Genomic DNA, 15,342 nt, shown 5'->3' with positions numbered 1-15,342 from the left:
TTCTCGGAAGCTCCCGTCTACAGCCCGTCAGGGCTTAGCGGGAGAGGATGTCACGCCTCATTGCCGCAGTTCACCTGCAGGGCCAGATGGTCGCATTCGGGGCCAAAGTGGCCATCAGGCTCCGTCCGAGTAGCGTGAACGGCCCGGCTCACCTGTCCCGAGAGCAGATGGACCGAAAACCCCATCCCCTGCAGAGCAGCGGCCAGCAGGCTGTTCAGCTCAAAGCAAAAGCCGCCCCGCCGCTCTCGGACGATTTTTTGGAACAAAAAATCCCGCTCCAGGCGAATGGGGCGACCCCAGTGAATATCCAGATTTTCAAACGGCACCCGCAGCAGGTGGGCCAGGTGGATCTGGCGCAGGGTTTGCGGGGTGAGCTGGGTGGGGCCGACGTAGCCAATGCGCTCCAGGTAGGCCCTGATTTGGGCAGGCGTCAGCGGCTCTAGCATCAGCACGGGAGGCGGTTGGGTTGGCGGCAAGCGAGCATCTGGCCTACCCTAGCCTTGCTGCAGCTCCCCGGCCAGAGCCAGAAGAACAGTTTTTGGCGACGCCCCAACTCTCTCCCACCAGAGAACAAAGCAAAAAGAGAATGCTACGATAGCGGCAAGAAAAAAGAAGGCGAAGCGTTACATGGCGGAATATACTCGGTCGATTTCCTTTTACGGGCGGGAAATTGACATCAATATTGGGTTGATGGCTCCCCAGGCAGGTTGCGGAGTCTGGTTGACTTCTGGGGAAACTTCGGTCTTGGTCACGGCTACGCGACAAGCCGGTCGTGCCGGTGTCGATTTCTTGCCTTTGCTGGTGGACTATGAGGAGCGGCTCTACGCTGCCGGGCGGATCCCAGGAGGCTACTTGCGGCGGGAAGGTCGGCCACCGGAGCGGGCCACCCTGATCTCTCGTCTTATAGACCGGCCCCTGCGGCCTTTGTTCCCAGAATGGCTGCGGGACGATGTGCAAATCGTGGCCACCACCCTCTCGGTGGACGACAAGGTGCCCCCCGATGTGTTGTGTATTTTGGGGGCCTCGCTGGCCATCCACAGCGCTCGCATCCCCTTCAACGGCCCGGTGGCGGCGGTGCGGGTCGGCTTGGTTAAAGATGAGTTCATCATCAACCCCACCTATGCCGAGATCGAGGCCGGCGATCTGGATTTGGTGGTGGCTGGCTGTGCCGACGGCGTAATCATGGTGGAGGCCGGCGCCAACCAACTGCCGGAAAAGGACGTGGTCGAGGCCATTGAGTTTGGTTTCGAGGCCGTTCAAGAGCTGCTCAAGGCCCAACAGCAAGTTTTCGCCGATCTCAACATCACCCCTGTGGAGCTGCCCCCGCCCCCTCAAAATGAGGAGCTGGTTGCCTTTGTGGCAGAACACGCCCAGGAGGAGATTCGCTCCGTCCTCAGGCAGTTCCTGGATAAGACCAGCCGCGAGCAACAACTGGAGGCGATCAAGGCCAAGCTAGAGGCCCAGATCCAGGCACGGCCAGAGGGGGATCCCTTGCGGCTGTATCTGCTGGAAAATCCCAAGGAATTGGACAACCAGTTCAAGGCTTTGACCAAGAAGCTGATGCGCCAGCAGATCTTGCAGGAGGGGGTGCGGGTGGATGGGCGCAAGCTGGACGAGGTGCGACCAGTCTCTTGTCGGGTGGGCTTGATCCCACGGGTACACGGCAGCGCTCTGTTCAACCGCGGCCTCACCCAAGTCCTTTCCATCACCACCCTCGGCACCCCTGGTGATGCCCAGGAGCTGGACGATCTGCACCCAGTGGACGAGAAGCGTTACATGCACCACTATAACTTCCCCGGCTTTTCCGTGGGAGAAGTGCGGCCCTCGCGCTCGCCGGGACGGCGGGAGATCGGCCATGGGGCGCTGGCGGAGCGGGCCTTGGTGCCGGTGCTGCCCAAGGAGGAGGAGTTTCCCTACGTGGTGCGGGTGGTCTCAGAGGTACTCTCCTCCAATGGCTCCACCTCGATGGCCTCAGTCTGTGGCTCTACCCTGTCTTTGATGGATGCCGGGGTGCCGATCAAAGCGGCGGTCAGCGGCGTAGCCATGGGCTTAATTAAGGAAGGGGACGAGGTGCGCATCCTCACCGACATCCAGGGCATCGAGGACTTTTTGGGGGATATGGACTTCAAGGTGGCCGGCACGCGGGCCGGGATCACCGCTTTGCAGATGGACATGAAAATTACCGGCATCACCGTGGATGTGGTGGAGAAAGCCCTCCTGCAGGCCAAGGCCGGGCGGGACTACATCCTTGACAAAATGCTGGAGGTTCTCCCGGCGCCTCGGCCCCAGTTGGCCAAAACAGCCCCTCGTCTGCTCACGTTCAAGGTGGATCCGGAAGATATCGGCAAGATCATCGGCCCTGGCGGCAAGATGGTGCGCAGCATCACCGAAGCGACAGGAGCCAAGGTGGACATCAGCGACGATGGCACGATCACCGTGTCCTCCTCGGTGGGCGGCCAGGCAGAAGCGGCTCGGGCGATGATCGAAAACCTGGTGCGGCGGGTGGAAGAGGGGCAGGTGTACCTGGGCAAGGTGACCCGCATCATTCCTATCGGCGCCTTTGTGGAGTTCTTGCCGGGCAAAGAGGGCATGATCCACATCTCGCAACTGGCGGAGTACCGCGTCAGCAGGGTGGAGGATGAAATTGCCGTAGCAGATGAGGTGGTGGTCAAGGTGCGCAGCATCGACCACAAGGGCCGCGTTAACCTCACCCGTCTCGGCATTAGTCCTGAGGAGGCGGCGCGGGTGCGCAACCATCACCCCTGAAGCTGCGGTTTTTCCCCAGCAACTGGGTGGGCAGGGATCCCCTCGCCAGCCGTTGTCAGCGGCCAAGATGGCAGAGGAGGCGCTCTTCAACCTGTTGGCCTCAACATGCCGAATCTCGCTTCTCCCCTTCTTGCTGGCCAAGAGCGTGGCCCTCAGAGGCGACTGTCTCCCTCCCGGCGGCGACTGGGCTGGGCCTTGGCTTGGGGCCTGGGGTGGGCCACCTTGCTCAACCTTTCTGCCCAGCACCCTTTGTTGCTGCGGCTGGAGAGCGACGCCCAGGAATGGCTCTATACTTGGCGCGGCCCTCAGCAACCTTCCCCGGAGGTGGTGATCCTCGGCATCGATGGCCGCATTGATGGGCAGGGAGAAAGTGGTGATGGCCAGCATAATGTTGACTTTCTCTTGGAACGGGCTAACTACGCCGGCCTGACCTTGCGCCTTCTGGAAGAGGCCGAAGCCAGGGTGGTGGTGCTGAACCTGCCCAGCAGCTTTGTGGTGCCGCAGAATCTGGGCAACGAGAACCTAGATGCTCCCCTGCGTCAGGTGGTGCAGCGCTACCCGGATCGCTTGGTTTTGGCCACCCGCAGCAGCGAGAGCTTTGGACGCTCCGAGATCAACATCTACAACCACTTCTTGCCTTTTTCGTCCTTGCGCCTTGAGTATTTGGTGCCGCCAGAGCATGTTCAGGGGGTGGTGCAACACCGAGTCGACAGAACCGGGATCCTACGCCAGGCCCAGTTGCGGGGGCTCTACCTACGCCGCGACAGCCAGGAGGAGCAGATGTTCGCCTCGGTGGAGGCTCTGGCTTTTGCCAAGTACGACCCGGAGAAGGCTAGCCGCTGGTTTCGCAAGCGGGGCTTACAGCCGTTTCAGTTCAATCCCCTTGGCTCTCAGCACAGCATCCCCATCATCCCCATCGAACGGGTCTGTCCGCCGCTGATCTCCCAGACGGGATCCGGCTCCCCGACGCTCAGCCCCGGCCAAGCCTGCCGCGGCCAAGAAGGGATCCCGCCCCTCGACCCCAAAGTTGCCGACCAACTGCGAGACAAAATTGTCCTGGTCGGCTTTGTGGGCGGCTACCCGGAGACCTTCCCGGTGCGGACGGCGGATGGATCCCAGATTGCGGCAGTCGAGCTGCAGGCGCAAATCCTCTCGAGCCTGCTCACCGGAGAGGTGTACCGATCCCTGCCGGCAGGGCTAGCGGCGGGAGTTGTCTTCCTGCTGGGGGCGGGAACGGGCCTGATCTGGGTGCTCTATCGCCCCTCCCCGCGACGGAATTGCTGGGACTGGAAACAACAGCGCTCTCTCCTCTGGCCAGTGGTGGGGCTGGTTGCTTATGAAGGGTGGGCCGTGACCCAATTTTTGCTGTGGCGTTGGATTTGGCCGCTGACCTTGCCGGCTTTGGCCGTCGGTCTAACGGGGGTGAGCCTGCTTCTGACCTTGGTAATCTTGGAGAACCAGGAGCGGCTCTTGGCCCAGCAACAGGAACTGGAGCGCCTGCGCCGGGCCGAACAAGAGGCTGCTATCGACCAAGCCCGCAAGCTGCTCTACCGCATTGCCACCGACATTCACGATCGCGAGCTGCAGGAGCTGAAGGTGGTGATGGACGAGCTGGAGAGCTTGCAATGGCAACAGCAGCAGGGTAAGGATCCCGATCCTGCCATTTACGATCGTCTGCTGGAACAACTGGAAAGGATCGGGCGAGGCATTCGCGAGCAGCTTAACGATGTGCGCACCCTGGCCACCAAGCTGCGCATTTCCCCCAGCTTGCGGGAGGGCTTGCACCGGGGCATCGACACCTATCTGGACGAGCTGATTCGGACGGGCAGCCTGACCTTGCCTGTGGAGCGCCACCTACAACCTCTGGAGGAGCCCAATACCGGCGAGTGGTTCGACCAACGGGAGGACATCTTGCGCTTTTTGCGAGAGGCCATCGGCAATGTCATCGCCCATGTGCAACCTCCCAAGGGCAACGCCTCCTTCGTCAAGGTGTCCTTGGTGCAAAAGGAGCGCCACTGCTGCTTGTCGGTCATCAATGACGGCGTAGAATACGCCCCCAGCCCCGGTGGCGGCTATGGCAGCAAAGCCATGAATACCATTGCCCGCTACCTGCCCAAGGGCTCCTGGCATCGCACCCACACTCCGGAAGGCCATACCTACGTCGAGCTGCACTGGGAGATGCCGCTCTAAAAGACTTAGACAACAGCGGGCAAAAGGGAACTTTTGTCTGTGCTTCAGCGACTCCTACCTAGCTGGTCGCCCAGCCCCGGCAGACCCCAGGCGTAACTTCCCCCAGAGCTTGAGGTACAGCCTGCTAAAGAATCAAGAGGTACAGTAGCAACACTTAGCAAACCCACTTCGGAAGCGGATAGAGGTCTTACCTGCCTGATAAGCTGTCACAACTCTTTGCCGTCAATCCAAAGAATGGGTTGGCATCCCCTCCTCTCCTGCCTCTTGAATACCTGTACCCTATTTTTAACAGGCTGTAGCATCGATGCTCTTGCGAGGGAGCTCAAAGGGGGAAAGTGACTGGAGAGGGTATCTGTTGGATAATGCCCAGATTCCTCGGAAGAGGGCGTGGGGCAGTTTACGCTTTGATGGGCACTTTCTTCTCCAGCCACTGGGCCACTTGATCGGCCAGATCAACCCCTTCTAACTGGCAGATCTCCCGCAGCATAGTTGGGCTGGTGACGTTAATCTCTGTCAGCCGTTCCCCGATGACATCAATTCCAACAAAATAGAGTTTCTCCTGCCGCAGCACTGGCGCCAAAGCCGCGCAGAGGGCCCGTTCTTTTTCAGCAATCTCGGTTTTCTCCACCCGACCCCCAGCGGCCACATTGCCACGGAAATCCCCCTCCCCAGGGATGCGATTGACGGCGCCCAAAGGCTCGCCCTCCAGCAGCAAAATGCGCTTATCTCCCGCTGCTGCCTGCGGCAAATACTCTTGCACCATCACGGGCAGCCGGCCAAACTGAGTGCTCAGCTCGATCAAGGAATTGAGGTTTGGATCGCCGGCATTGACCCGCAGGATCCCTTCCCCACCCTTGCCGCCCAGGGGCTTGAGCACCGCCTGCCCCACCTGCTCGACGAATTGGCGGAGCAAGGCCTTGCTGCTGCTGACGCAGGTACGCGGGATCCACTCTTTAAACCGCAAAGCATAGAGCTTTTCGTTGGCGGAGCGGATCCCGGCAGGATGGTTGAGCACTAGGGTGCGGCGGGGGGAGAGATGATCCAGAAGGTAGGTGGCGTAGAGATAGGCCGCGTCCACCGGCGGATCCTTGCGCATCCATACGGCTTGCATCTGGCTCAAGGGCAACAAACGCCGTTCTTTGACTTCGTACCAGGGATCCGCTCCTAGATCCAACACAATCTCCTCAACGGATCCCCAGGTTTCCCCTTGATCCCAGTAGAGGTCGGCCAATCCAAGGCAAAAAATGCGGTGGCCTCGTTTCTGCAGCGCCTCCATTAGGGCAACGCTGGTGTCGTGGCCCACCTGCAACTGAGACAACGGATCGACAATGAAAGCTACCTGCATGAATGGTTTGAGCAACGAAAAGCTGCCCTGAGTATGCAACAAATTGGAGCGGATTGCTCCGGGCAGGAAGTTAAACCGATGCAGAGCCGTCTTTAACATCCCCTTAACCCTGACCAGCGAAGCAAACGTTAGCTTAGTTAGATGAGATCCCTGTTAGACCTCAGTGTTTCGGCCAGGTTGACCAGGTTTCTGGCTCGCCTGTGAGGAATGGTCTGTCTGTGAGTGTTCCTTCTCCCCAACCCTCCGAGCCGGTTCGCATTGAAACCACGCGGGACTTGCTAGCAGCCCTGCGAGAAGGGCGCTCCCTGCTGGGTGCCAACCTCGAAGGCGCCTACCTCTCGCGGGGCCTGTTCGACCGCATCCAGATGCCCAAGGCCAACTTGACGCGGGCCAACCTGCGCTCGCTCAGTATGCAGCAGGCAGATCTGCGGTTATGCAACTTTCGCCGTGCCGAGCTGGAGCGGGCCAACTTCGCTGCCTCCGATCTCCGGGGATCCAGCTTCAGTCAAGCCCTGGGAGACTACAGCAACTTCACCGCTGCCAAGCTGGACAAAAGCAGCTTTCAGGGGGGACACTTCAGCCATTCCATCTTTCGCGAGGCCAGCTTGGTGGCTGCCAACCTAACGGAAGGCAACTTTTTTGCCGCCGACTTTCGCCAAGCCAACCTCTTTCGCTGCAACCTCTCCCAGGCCATCCTATCCAGTTGCCAGTTGCAGAATGCCAACTTTGACCAAGCCCTCCTGGTGGGGGCCAACCTCCAAGAGGCCCAAATTGAAGGGGCCAGCTTTGTCGGCGCCGACTTTACCGACGCCAAGCTCTCGGACGAAATGCGCAAGTTCTTGATCGAACGCGCGAGCGGCACCAACGAGCTTACTCAGCGGGACACCCTCAACACTCTGCTGGCGGGGCTCCAGCCCAAGTCACGCAAACTGTTTGGATTGCTGTGAACTGTAGCCAGGGCCACTCTTGCGCCAGCCCCAGCAGATCGGTTTTCAAGAGGTCAAGGCAGCGGATGATCCCTCAAAATTGGTTGAGGTCGATTCCAGCTTCGCGGGCCATGGCCCCTATCCCTTTGGCCTTGAGGGTTTTCAGTGCCTTGGTGGAAAGGCGCAAACGAACAAACCGCTTGCCCTCCTCCCACCAGATGCGTTTCCACTGCAGGTTAACCTCCTGCAGACGCTTGGTACGCCGGTGGGAGTGGGAGATGGCGAAAGCGTTGTTGCGTTTTTTGTTGGTCAGTTGACAGCGACGTGCCATGAGATCCAAGGGAACTCAGCTTCGCTATTCTATGGCCTCTTTTTGTCGAGCAGCAAGCTGCAGCTGAGCTTGCAACTGGGCTAGCTCTGTCCTCAATTGGTCAAAGGTTTGTTGGCAATGGTTGACGCTTCTCAGGGGCAGCTCTTCGTTTTTGGCGATGCAGGTGACCTGTACAGATCCGTCAGCGGCTTGGCGGGTGCGATCCACAAACACCTCTACCGTCACCAGTTTGGCGTAGGGATTTTTTCCAGGCGGCTCGCCGGCCACCCAGTAGTCAGGGCTGTTGTGTAGGACAGTAAGCTGGCAACGCTCCAAGACAGCGCGAATCGCTTCGCTTAACTGCTCGGCTGAGCCCATGAGCTGGGTAACGCAGGAGTATCGAGCCATAGGAGAAGCAAGTCACCACGGTTATCCTACCACCAAGTTTTCGGCTCCTGCAGCCAAAGGCGGGCGAGCAAAATTGCGTTTAAGAGTACTTCGCACCGGCTCGGCCAACCCTGCTGTGGGGGAGTAATTGCGTTAAAACATAAGGACATAAAGAGTGCCTTTCGGCTCTTTCCCCAGGAGAGTTGTGATGTCTAGGGTCTCCTGTTTAGCCCGTTCTCTCTTGTTGCTGGGATCCCTGGCTCTGGGTTGGATAGACCTGTCTTCTGCCCAAGCGCAGCCCTTTCAAGCAGGCGATCTGGATGGGGATGGTCGTTTGACGGTGCAGGATCTCAACCTGTTGGGGGCCTATTTGCGGGGAGAACGGGAGTTGACCGACGACCAGATCCGGGCTGCCGATGTCGATCAGGATGGGCGGATTACAGAAGCCGATTGGCAGGTGTTGCAGCAGCGCATTCAGGCGGCCACAGATGCACCCACCGGCCAGGTGCAGTTGGACTCGGCCTACTCTGGGCAGGTGGTGGATCGCCTGACAGGGCAGCCTTTGGCCGGGGTGGAGGTGGCCATTCCGGGGGCAGGGATTTCGGTGCGCACCGATGCCCAAGGGCGGTTTCGCCTGCCGGGGCCGCTGCCGGCAGAAGAAATTTTGGTGGCGCGGCTGGAGAACTATTTGCCCTATTCCCAGAGCACAGGCAACGGACAGACCGGCGGGGATCGGCCTTGGCAGTTGCAGTTGGAGCGCTGGGATCCCAACGCCACGCTGGTGCTGGAGGCCAATGTCATCCGCCTGGGCGATAACCAATATTCTCCAAAGTCGGCGGCTGCCGGGCAATTTCTGGCGCCTGCCCAAGGGGTGGAGATGACCCGCTCCTTCAGCCTAGACCGCCTGCCGCCTCGCCCACCGGTTTTGCGGCTTGGATCCCTGATTGGGTTGGATACTGCCGCTGCCTATCGGGCCGGCCAGTCCCGCATTCCCGGCGCCAATATGTCTCCCATGCGAGTGCTTTTAAACGGAGTGGAGGTGGAGCAAATCCACTTGGGGGGAGACGACCTGCGCATCCCTCTGCCACTAGAGCATCTGCGCCTGGGGCTGAATACGGTTACCTTGCGCACTGGCAAAACGGTGATCCAGCCTGGCAGGATCGCCGGCGGATCCCGGATCAGTATCCCTCTTTTGGGTGGATCCCTGGATATCTTTGTGCCGCTGGGGACTGACACAATCGGCCAGGACGGTGGGGCTTGGGTGGACTATGACGATGTGCAGTTGGCCAATGTCACGATCGAGATCCCCAACTAAATGCCCAGGCTAACTTGCGCTGGCTAGGCCGCGGGGATTTTGTTGCTCAGAAGCTTGCCCGAAGCCTTTTCGACAGGCCTACTGGGCCCTGACGTGTTGACTTTGCGCAGCTTGGTCTTCGGTTTAGTAAACCTGTTTTTAAATTGTTATCCTGCTGGATGGAAAGCGACTGTGGAGCTTATTTCTAAAGCCGTTCCCAGAGGAGTGGAAAGCTCGAATTACTGAAAGTGTGCGGCGGAATTTTTGGGATTTTTCTGGGGTTGAGCCGTGTTGTCGTTTTTCTTCGCTATTTCAGCTTTTCCAGTGTTTTTAGTACTTCGGATCCCTTCAGCTCTAACCTCATCGATGATTACAGGTTTATTTGATTTAATTCCAGGTATTGGAGCCACTATTGGGACTAGCCTAATTGCTCATATTGTCTTATCACAGAGCGTATGGCTCTCTATCCAGTAATTTGTATCTCCCTACAACAAGTAGAAGAGAGCTTACTCCTGCTTCGCGTGATGCAGGGATCCGTCAATATCAACCCTGTGATCATGTTTTTCTCTTTGTTTGTGAGCGGTACTGTGGCCGGCTTGTTGGCGGTGTTCTTGGCCATTCCGGTGACGTGAGTGTTGATCAACTTACTTGAGTAAAAGGGCATCCAAAACGGTGATCTCCGCTTCCAGATTGCCCTTCAGGTTTTCCTCTACACCACCGGGGATCAGGAGCTGTTTTACCAGCGCTACGGCCAGGCCACCCAGGAAACGGTGATCCAGTTTCTGGCTTTTGATAGGGTTGGCTTGCTAAGTGTTGCTACTGTACCCCTTAATTAGGCTGTAGCACTGGGTTGAACAGCTTGGCTCTATCCTCTGATCTACTGCTCCACATGTTCTTTTAGGGCAGTCCATCTTTTACTTCCGTGTCTTGAAAACTGTTGGTCTTAGGTTTTCTCGGCTCAGCCAGCGATAAACCGTTAACGACTGACTTCGTAAATCTATGCGGCTATTGTCGGGCTGTCCCCTTCCTTAACATACCCTACAACTCTCTCCTAAGTCTGGGCTGTGGCTCGTGGAGTTGCCTCTTGGAGTCTGCTCCATGCCATCTTATCTCTAACAGCGTTCCACCCTCAGCCAAATTGGCTATAGCAAGTCAGGGTCAGCCCTATCCCACCTTTTTTATAAAGCCGATAAAAAAAGCCCCATAAAGGGGCTTGTCGCTCAGCGACTTATAAAACTCTAGAGCAATATAGGGAAGCGCTCCATTGAATCTGTTGCTTTAAACACCGTTTTGATCACAGTCACTAGAATCTCAGAAAAAAGGCCAAACTGCGGCAGATATCATTTTTTTTTTAGATTTTCGGGAGGCTGGCCCTACACCGATCGGGCTGCTGTTGGGCAAGCCCTAGCTTGAGGACGACTTGGGATCCGCTGTCTCCCGCCCCAGCCAGCGCCAAGTGGTGGGCAGCAGGGCTGCTGCTAGCACACACTTCAGCAGATCGCCGGGGATAAAGGGGAACACGCCTTTGGTGAGCACGGCCAAGACGGAAGTGGGGCCGACATTCTCGTTCAGCCACACCCCCAGCCAGGTGGCTCCCAAGACGTAGATCAAAACCGAGCAGGAGAGCATGGACGCGGCCATCTTCCAAGGGCTGCGATCCACCCCCCAGCGCTCCACAAACCAGCCCATCAGCCCTGCGGCCAGGGGAAAGGCCAGCAAGTAGCCCCCTGTCGGTCCGGTTAGGTGGCTGAGCCCGGAGCCGCCGCCGTTGAAGAAGGGCAACCCCAAAAGCCCCTCCAGCAGGTACAGCAGCAAGGCGAGAAAGCCCAACCTCGACCCAAAGCCTGCCCCCACCAGCATCACGCCGAAGGTTTGTCCGGTGAGGGGTACTGGCGTAAAGGGCAAAGGGATCCGCACCTGCGCCAGGGCCGCTACCAACAAACTTCCCCCCAACACCAGCATGGAATCCCGAACCCAGGAAGGACGGGTCAGAAGGGTTTGCGCCAAAGGTGTGTGAACAAAAGTAGCAGTCATAGGATATTTGGGGCGCTGAGATACAAGAGATAACAGCTCTTTTCCGAGATCCCCTGACCCATCCCAAAAGCTTTTGGCCAGAGGCTGCAACTAACCGGCAAAGGGCCTTATCTGGGTAGTATATCGCAACCGGAGGATTCTGTACCTATGCACTACCTTGCTTGGCCGCGGCCATTTGTCTGGCGCATCCACTGAATCCGCAGAAGGGTGAGGCAAAAGATGAACCACAAAGCCCCCAGGCTATACCCCGCCAGCAGATCGCTGGGCCAATTCAACCCCCAGTCGGCCCGGCTGAAACCGATGAAGAATAGGATCCCCAGCACTCCTCCAGCGAACCAGCGCCGCTGAGCAGGATAATAGCTTGCCACCAGATAGCCCAAAAGGCCGTAGATTACCGTTGCTGCGATGACCTGTCCACTCCGACAGGATGGGATCCCAAAGATCTGGGCGGGGGCGAGAAAAGGTAGGCTGCAGGATCCCGGCGATCACGGCAGCTCCTAAGGCTGCAACCAACAGTCCCCAAGCCGTCCGTCTTTGTTGGCTGCGCCAGAGCAAAACCCATCCCCAGGCGGTCAAACCCACCAGCCCAATCGGATGCCCTAACCCCCACCCCACCCAAGCCAAGGGATCCAGCCAAGAGCTGGCCCGCTGCAGCCATTGCAAAATCCATGCATCGATGGCTTGACTGGAGGGCGCCAGTCCTTGCAAAGCCAGAGTCAGTCCCCAGAGGACCAGAGCCGAGCCGAGGATCCCGCCCAGGCCCACGGTTGCGCTCAGCAGGGTCAGGCTCGGCGAAACCCGTCTCACCCAGAAGATGGCGAGCTTTTCGGCGGAGTTGGGTTTCCGCACAGGCGGCGCGATGCACCTCGATCTGGACGGGGGTTGTGCCCACCACTTCTCCGTCGACAACCACCTTCTGGGGTGGGTTCGTCTCAACCCAGATGCGGGAAGCTTTGAAGGTGAGGATCCCTTTCAGCTAGAAACCGCAGGAGCCCCGCCCCCCTGCCCCCGTATACGGGGGGTTGGAGCGTGGCCAGGATCTCGGCAAGTTGCACCGGTAAGGGATCAGCTCTTGTTATTCTTCTTCTTCTTGTTCGGGTCGTCGGGATGCTGGCGATCTTCTTCGAGGAACATCAAACTGTGAAGACGAGCTGAGCGGTAGTCGGAGAGGCGCATCGCAAGGGAAGCCCAGGCTAATTTGCTGCCCAAGCCGGACTTCTGGTACAACAGGGAGGCGACGGGAGCGACGCCGACGGCCTTGGCATCGCGGATGGCAGCCAGATCGGCGCTCAAGAAAACAAACTGCCAGCCGTCTTTCTCTGTTTTTTCTTTGATCATCTTCTCGACTTGCTCTTTGCGGAACTCGCGGCTGGCGTTCTCTTGGCCATCGGTTACCACCACCATAACCACCCTCGCAGGGCGATCTGCTTCAGCGAGTTGGCTGAGGCCGCTTTCCAAGTCGGTGATGCCGCGACCCATGGCATCTAGCAAAGGGGTAGAGGCCCGCGGCACATAGGTCTCGCGGGTTAGCTCGGGAACTTCGGCGATGGGCTTGAAACGGTGGATAACTTCGTAGGGATCCTGCGAGTCAAACTGAACCAAAGTGAGGGTGGCAAACCCTGGCTCTGCCCTCTGCTATGGTCACCGGCCTCCTGTAGGAAATCTAACTTGGACTTCTGCCAGCGACCCGTTTGTGAAGGATTCTGTGCAACTATTTGCAAAGGTTATCAGCTTGATGGGCTTTGATAAATCCTTGTCGGCGCAGAGCCCTGAGAGAGTATCTTGAAGCGTCAAACGGCAGTGAAACCGCTCATTGCGCGGATCCCTGCCTTCCCTTTCCCGGGGAGAGAGGAACTGGGAGACGGTCTCAAACTTGTCTGAAATGACCGCAAAACCCTCTAAAAGCCCAGCCCATCTGCTCCTGAGGTCACCGTGCCTTTTTCTGGGTCTAGGGTGACGATGGCGCCGTCGCGGATGAGGCGCGTAGCATCCTTAACTCCCACCAGCACCGGCACCCCTAACCGCAGACCGATCACCGCCGCATGGGAGGAGGCCCCATCTTCTTCGGTGATCACCCCGGCCGCCTGTTTGATCGCCTCCACATAGTTGGCATCGGTAGCGCGAGCAACCAGGATGTCGCCGGCAGTGATCTTGCTGGCATCGAGGCTAGATCTGAGGATGCGGGCCGGGCCGCTGACAGTGCCTTTGCCAAACCCTCTGCCTTTGGCCACCACTGCCTTGACTACCTCTACCTTAATCAGATCGGTGGAGCCGGATACGCCTGGCAAAGTGCCGGCGCTGAGCACCACCAAGTCGCCATCCTTAAGCAAGCCTTCTTCCTGAGCCACGTTGATGGCGGCCTGAAAGGTCTGGCGGGTGGTAGGCAAATCCATGACCAACAAGGGCCGTACCCCCCACACCAACTGCAGTTGCCGCGCCACCTCTACATGAGGAGTTACAGCCAAGATCGGGGTGCGCGGGCGAAACCGGGAGACATTGCGAGCCGTAGCCCCGGTTTTGGTCAGGGTCATCACCGCCACCGCATCCAACTCCTGGGCAATCTCCCCTACGGCGCGGCTGATTGAGTCGGTGACCAGGGTTTTGGGCCGGGGCGAGCCATTGCCACCGGGGCTGCCGTTATTTTGACTCAGCTCCTGCAGGGTGAGGGTGCGCAGGTGTTGGCGGCGATCGACATAGATCGGGCTGAAGTAATCCCGTTCGATGCGCACAGCAATGCGGGCCATGGTCGCCACCGCCTCGACGGGATATTTGCCTACCGCCGTCTCGTTGGAGAGCATGACGGCATCGGTGCCGTCCAAAATAGCATTGGCCACATCCGAGATCTCGGCCCGAGTGGGACGAGGGCTGTGGGCCATGCTGTCCAGCATTTGGGTAGCGGTGATCACCGGGATCCCCAGGCAGTTGGCCATGGCAATGATCCGCTTCTGCAAAATCGGCACCTCTTCCGCCGGCAGCTCTACGCCCAGATCTCCCCGCGCCACCATTACCCCGTCGCTGAGGGCCAGGATCTGGGGCAGTTGTTGGATGGCCTCGTGTTTTTCGATCTTGACAATGATAGGAACCCGCTTGCCGACAGCGGCCATCAGTTCCCGCAGCTCCAGCACATCCGAGGGATCCCGCACAAAGCTGAGGGCCACCCAGTCCACCCCTTGGTTGAGGCCGAAGTAGAGGTCTTCTTTGTCTTTTTCGGTAACGGCGCGGATGCTGAGGCGCACGCCGGGGAAGTTCACCCCCTTGTTGTCGGAGAGGGTGCCGCCGACAATGGTGCGGCAGAAGAGCTCCCCCGCCTCGGGATCCACCGCCTCCACCCGCATCTCCACCCGACCGTCGTCGAGGAGGATCGTCGCCCCTTCCGGCACCTCTTGGGCTAGCTTGTCGTAGGTGACCCAACTGCGCTCCTGGGATCCCAAAATGGGCTTGCTGGTCAACACGAAGGGATCCCCGCTCCTAAGGGTGATCGAGCCTTCGGCGAACTTGCCGAGGCGAATTTTGGGCCCCTGCAGGTCTTGCAAAATGGCGACCTGGATGCCGAGGTCCATAGCGGTTTGGCGGATGAGGCGGATGTTGCGGCGGTGCAGGTCGTGATCCCCATGGGAGAAGTTGAGGCGAAGGGTGGTTGCCCCTTGCAGGATCATTTCCCTTAGGATGGCGGGGTTGGAGCTGGCAGGGCCGATAGTGGCAACAATTTTGGTGCGTCGAAAAGACTCGCTCGAATGCATGGCAATCTTTACCAAGGGAGAGCAGCCCAGATTGTTTCCCCACACAGGGATCCCCTTGATACGATAACCCGTTTTGACACTTCCGGCCTTAAGTGGCGGGGATTTTCAAGCAGCCCGGAAACAGACTCTTAAAGGCGTTGTCAAAGCGCCTCTGCTGACTTTCCACAGACAAAGTCCAAAGGTTGCCGTTACTTCGTATTCGTCGCCGCATGGGCGTCGGCGTTGATGAGCCAACCCTCTGGGGTTCTAAACAGCTCACACTTACCTGCTTTTTCCAGCCTTTTTTACCGCTTCTAGGCAGAAAATGCCATCTTGGGCCTCGACTGGAATGTGTCGCTGCGCATCCGCGG

General features: G+C 58.7%; 13 protein-coding genes. 5 read left to right on the top strand and 8 right to left on the bottom strand.

Annotated features, from left to right (window positions below):
- Positions 1 to 50 precede the first annotated feature (50 nt).
- Entirely contained in the window at positions 51 to 476 is a 426-nt protein-coding gene (locus tag NW855_RS01135) for an arylamine N-acetyltransferase family protein (RefSeq protein WP_011431031.1), read from the bottom strand.
- Between the two features lie 151 nt (positions 477 to 627).
- Between NW855_RS01135 and NW855_RS01130 the strand changes: the two genes are divergently transcribed.
- A complete protein-coding gene (locus tag NW855_RS01130; protein WP_414402451.1) occupies positions 628 to 2,766 on the top strand; it encodes a polyribonucleotide nucleotidyltransferase in 2,139 nt (712 codons plus the stop codon).
- Between the two features lie 105 nt (positions 2,767 to 2,871).
- Positions 2,872 to 4,956 (top strand): CHASE2 domain-containing protein, encoded by a 2,085-nt coding sequence (locus NW855_RS01125; RefSeq protein WP_414508266.1) that lies wholly within the window; start codon positions 2,872 to 2,874, stop codon positions 4,954 to 4,956.
- A 397-nt stretch (positions 4,957 to 5,353) separates the two neighbouring features.
- Here the strand turns inward: NW855_RS01125 and gshB are convergent, their stop codons facing one another.
- Positions 5,354 to 6,301, bottom strand: coding sequence for a glutathione synthase (gshB, locus tag NW855_RS01120; RefSeq protein WP_011431028.1), 948 nt, complete (start codon positions 6,299 to 6,301; stop codon positions 5,354 to 5,356).
- Between the two features lie 218 nt (positions 6,302 to 6,519).
- Here gshB and NW855_RS01115 point away from each other — a divergent pair, with 218 nt between their 5' ends.
- Positions 6,520 to 7,248 (top strand): pentapeptide repeat-containing protein, encoded by a 729-nt coding sequence (locus tag NW855_RS01115; protein WP_240527835.1) that lies wholly within the window; start codon positions 6,520 to 6,522, stop codon positions 7,246 to 7,248.
- Between the two features lie 73 nt (positions 7,249 to 7,321).
- Here NW855_RS01115 and rpmB read toward each other — a convergent pair whose 3' ends face one another.
- Together rpmB and NW855_RS01105 are read right to left on the bottom strand one after the other, a co-directional pair.
- A complete protein-coding gene (gene rpmB / locus NW855_RS01110) occupies positions 7,322 to 7,558 on the bottom strand; it encodes a 50S ribosomal protein L28 (RefSeq protein ID WP_011431026.1) in 237 nt (78 codons plus the stop codon).
- Positions 7,559 to 7,582: 24 nt separating this feature from the next.
- The gene (locus NW855_RS01105; protein WP_011431025.1) at positions 7,583 to 7,945 is read right to left on the bottom strand and encodes a hypothetical protein; all 363 of its coding nucleotides are present in this window, start codon (positions 7,943 to 7,945) and stop codon (positions 7,583 to 7,585) included.
- 187 nt (positions 7,946 to 8,132) lie between these two features.
- On the opposite strand from NW855_RS01105, the gene NW855_RS01100 reads away from it, so the two are divergent.
- Positions 8,133 to 9,239 (top strand): dockerin type I domain-containing protein, encoded by a 1,107-nt coding sequence (locus NW855_RS01100; protein ID WP_099812909.1) that lies wholly within the window; start codon positions 8,133 to 8,135, stop codon positions 9,237 to 9,239.
- A gap of 434 nt (positions 9,240 to 9,673) precedes the next feature.
- Entirely contained in the window at positions 9,674 to 9,850 is a 177-nt protein-coding gene (locus NW855_RS01095) for an AI-2E family transporter (RefSeq protein ID WP_011431023.1), read from the top strand.
- Between the two features lie 772 nt (positions 9,851 to 10,622).
- Here the strand turns inward: NW855_RS01095 and NW855_RS01090 are convergent.
- The 4 genes from NW855_RS01090 to pyk form a co-directional block, all read right to left on the bottom strand.
- Entirely contained in the window at positions 10,623 to 11,252 is a 630-nt protein-coding gene (locus NW855_RS01090; RefSeq protein ID WP_414346730.1) for a biotin transporter BioY, read from the bottom strand.
- Positions 11,253 to 11,404: 152 nt separating this feature from the next.
- Entirely contained in the window at positions 11,405 to 11,620 is a 216-nt protein-coding gene (locus NW855_RS01085; RefSeq protein ID WP_414390416.1) for a hypothetical protein, read from the bottom strand.
- 697 nt (positions 11,621 to 12,317) lie between these two features.
- Positions 12,318 to 12,854 (bottom strand): VWA domain-containing protein, encoded by a 537-nt coding sequence (locus NW855_RS01080; RefSeq protein ID WP_011431021.1) that lies wholly within the window; start codon positions 12,852 to 12,854, stop codon positions 12,318 to 12,320.
- Between the two features lie 296 nt (positions 12,855 to 13,150).
- Positions 13,151 to 14,992 (bottom strand): pyruvate kinase, encoded by a 1,842-nt coding sequence (pyk, locus tag NW855_RS01075; protein ID WP_011431019.1) that lies wholly within the window; start codon positions 14,990 to 14,992, stop codon positions 13,151 to 13,153.
- Positions 14,993 to 15,342: the final 350 nt, after the last annotated feature.

Source organism: Synechococcus sp. RC10B2, assembly GCF_047502635.1.
Note: the sequence above shows the minus strand (reverse complement) of the source record. Positions and strands in the feature narration are given on the sequence as shown.

Coding starts and splice junctions, on each gene's coding strand:
- gshB (WP_011431028.1), bottom strand. CDS start 6,301: ATGCAGGTAGCTTTCATTGTCGATCCGTTGTCTCAGTTGCAGGTGGGC.
- NW855_RS01130 (WP_414402451.1), top strand. CDS start 628: ATGGCGGAATATACTCGGTCGATTTCCTTTTACGGGCGGGAAATTGAC.
- pyk (WP_011431019.1), bottom strand. CDS start 14,992: ATGCATTCGAGCGAGTCTTTTCGACGCACCAAAATTGTTGCCACTATC.
- NW855_RS01125 (WP_414508266.1), top strand. CDS start 2,872: ATGCCGAATCTCGCTTCTCCCCTTCTTGCTGGCCAAGAGCGTGGCCCT.
- NW855_RS01095 (WP_011431023.1), top strand. CDS start 9,674: ATGGCTCTCTATCCAGTAATTTGTATCTCCCTACAACAAGTAGAAGAG.
- rpmB (WP_011431026.1), bottom strand. CDS start 7,558: ATGGCACGTCGCTGTCAACTGACCAACAAAAAACGCAACAACGCTTTC.
- NW855_RS01105 (WP_011431025.1), bottom strand. CDS start 7,945: ATGGCTCGATACTCCTGCGTTACCCAGCTCATGGGCTCAGCCGAGCAG.
- NW855_RS01100 (WP_099812909.1), top strand. CDS start 8,133: ATGTCTAGGGTCTCCTGTTTAGCCCGTTCTCTCTTGTTGCTGGGATCC.
- NW855_RS01090 (WP_414346730.1), bottom strand. CDS start 11,252: ATGACTGCTACTTTTGTTCACACACCTTTGGCGCAAACCCTTCTGACC.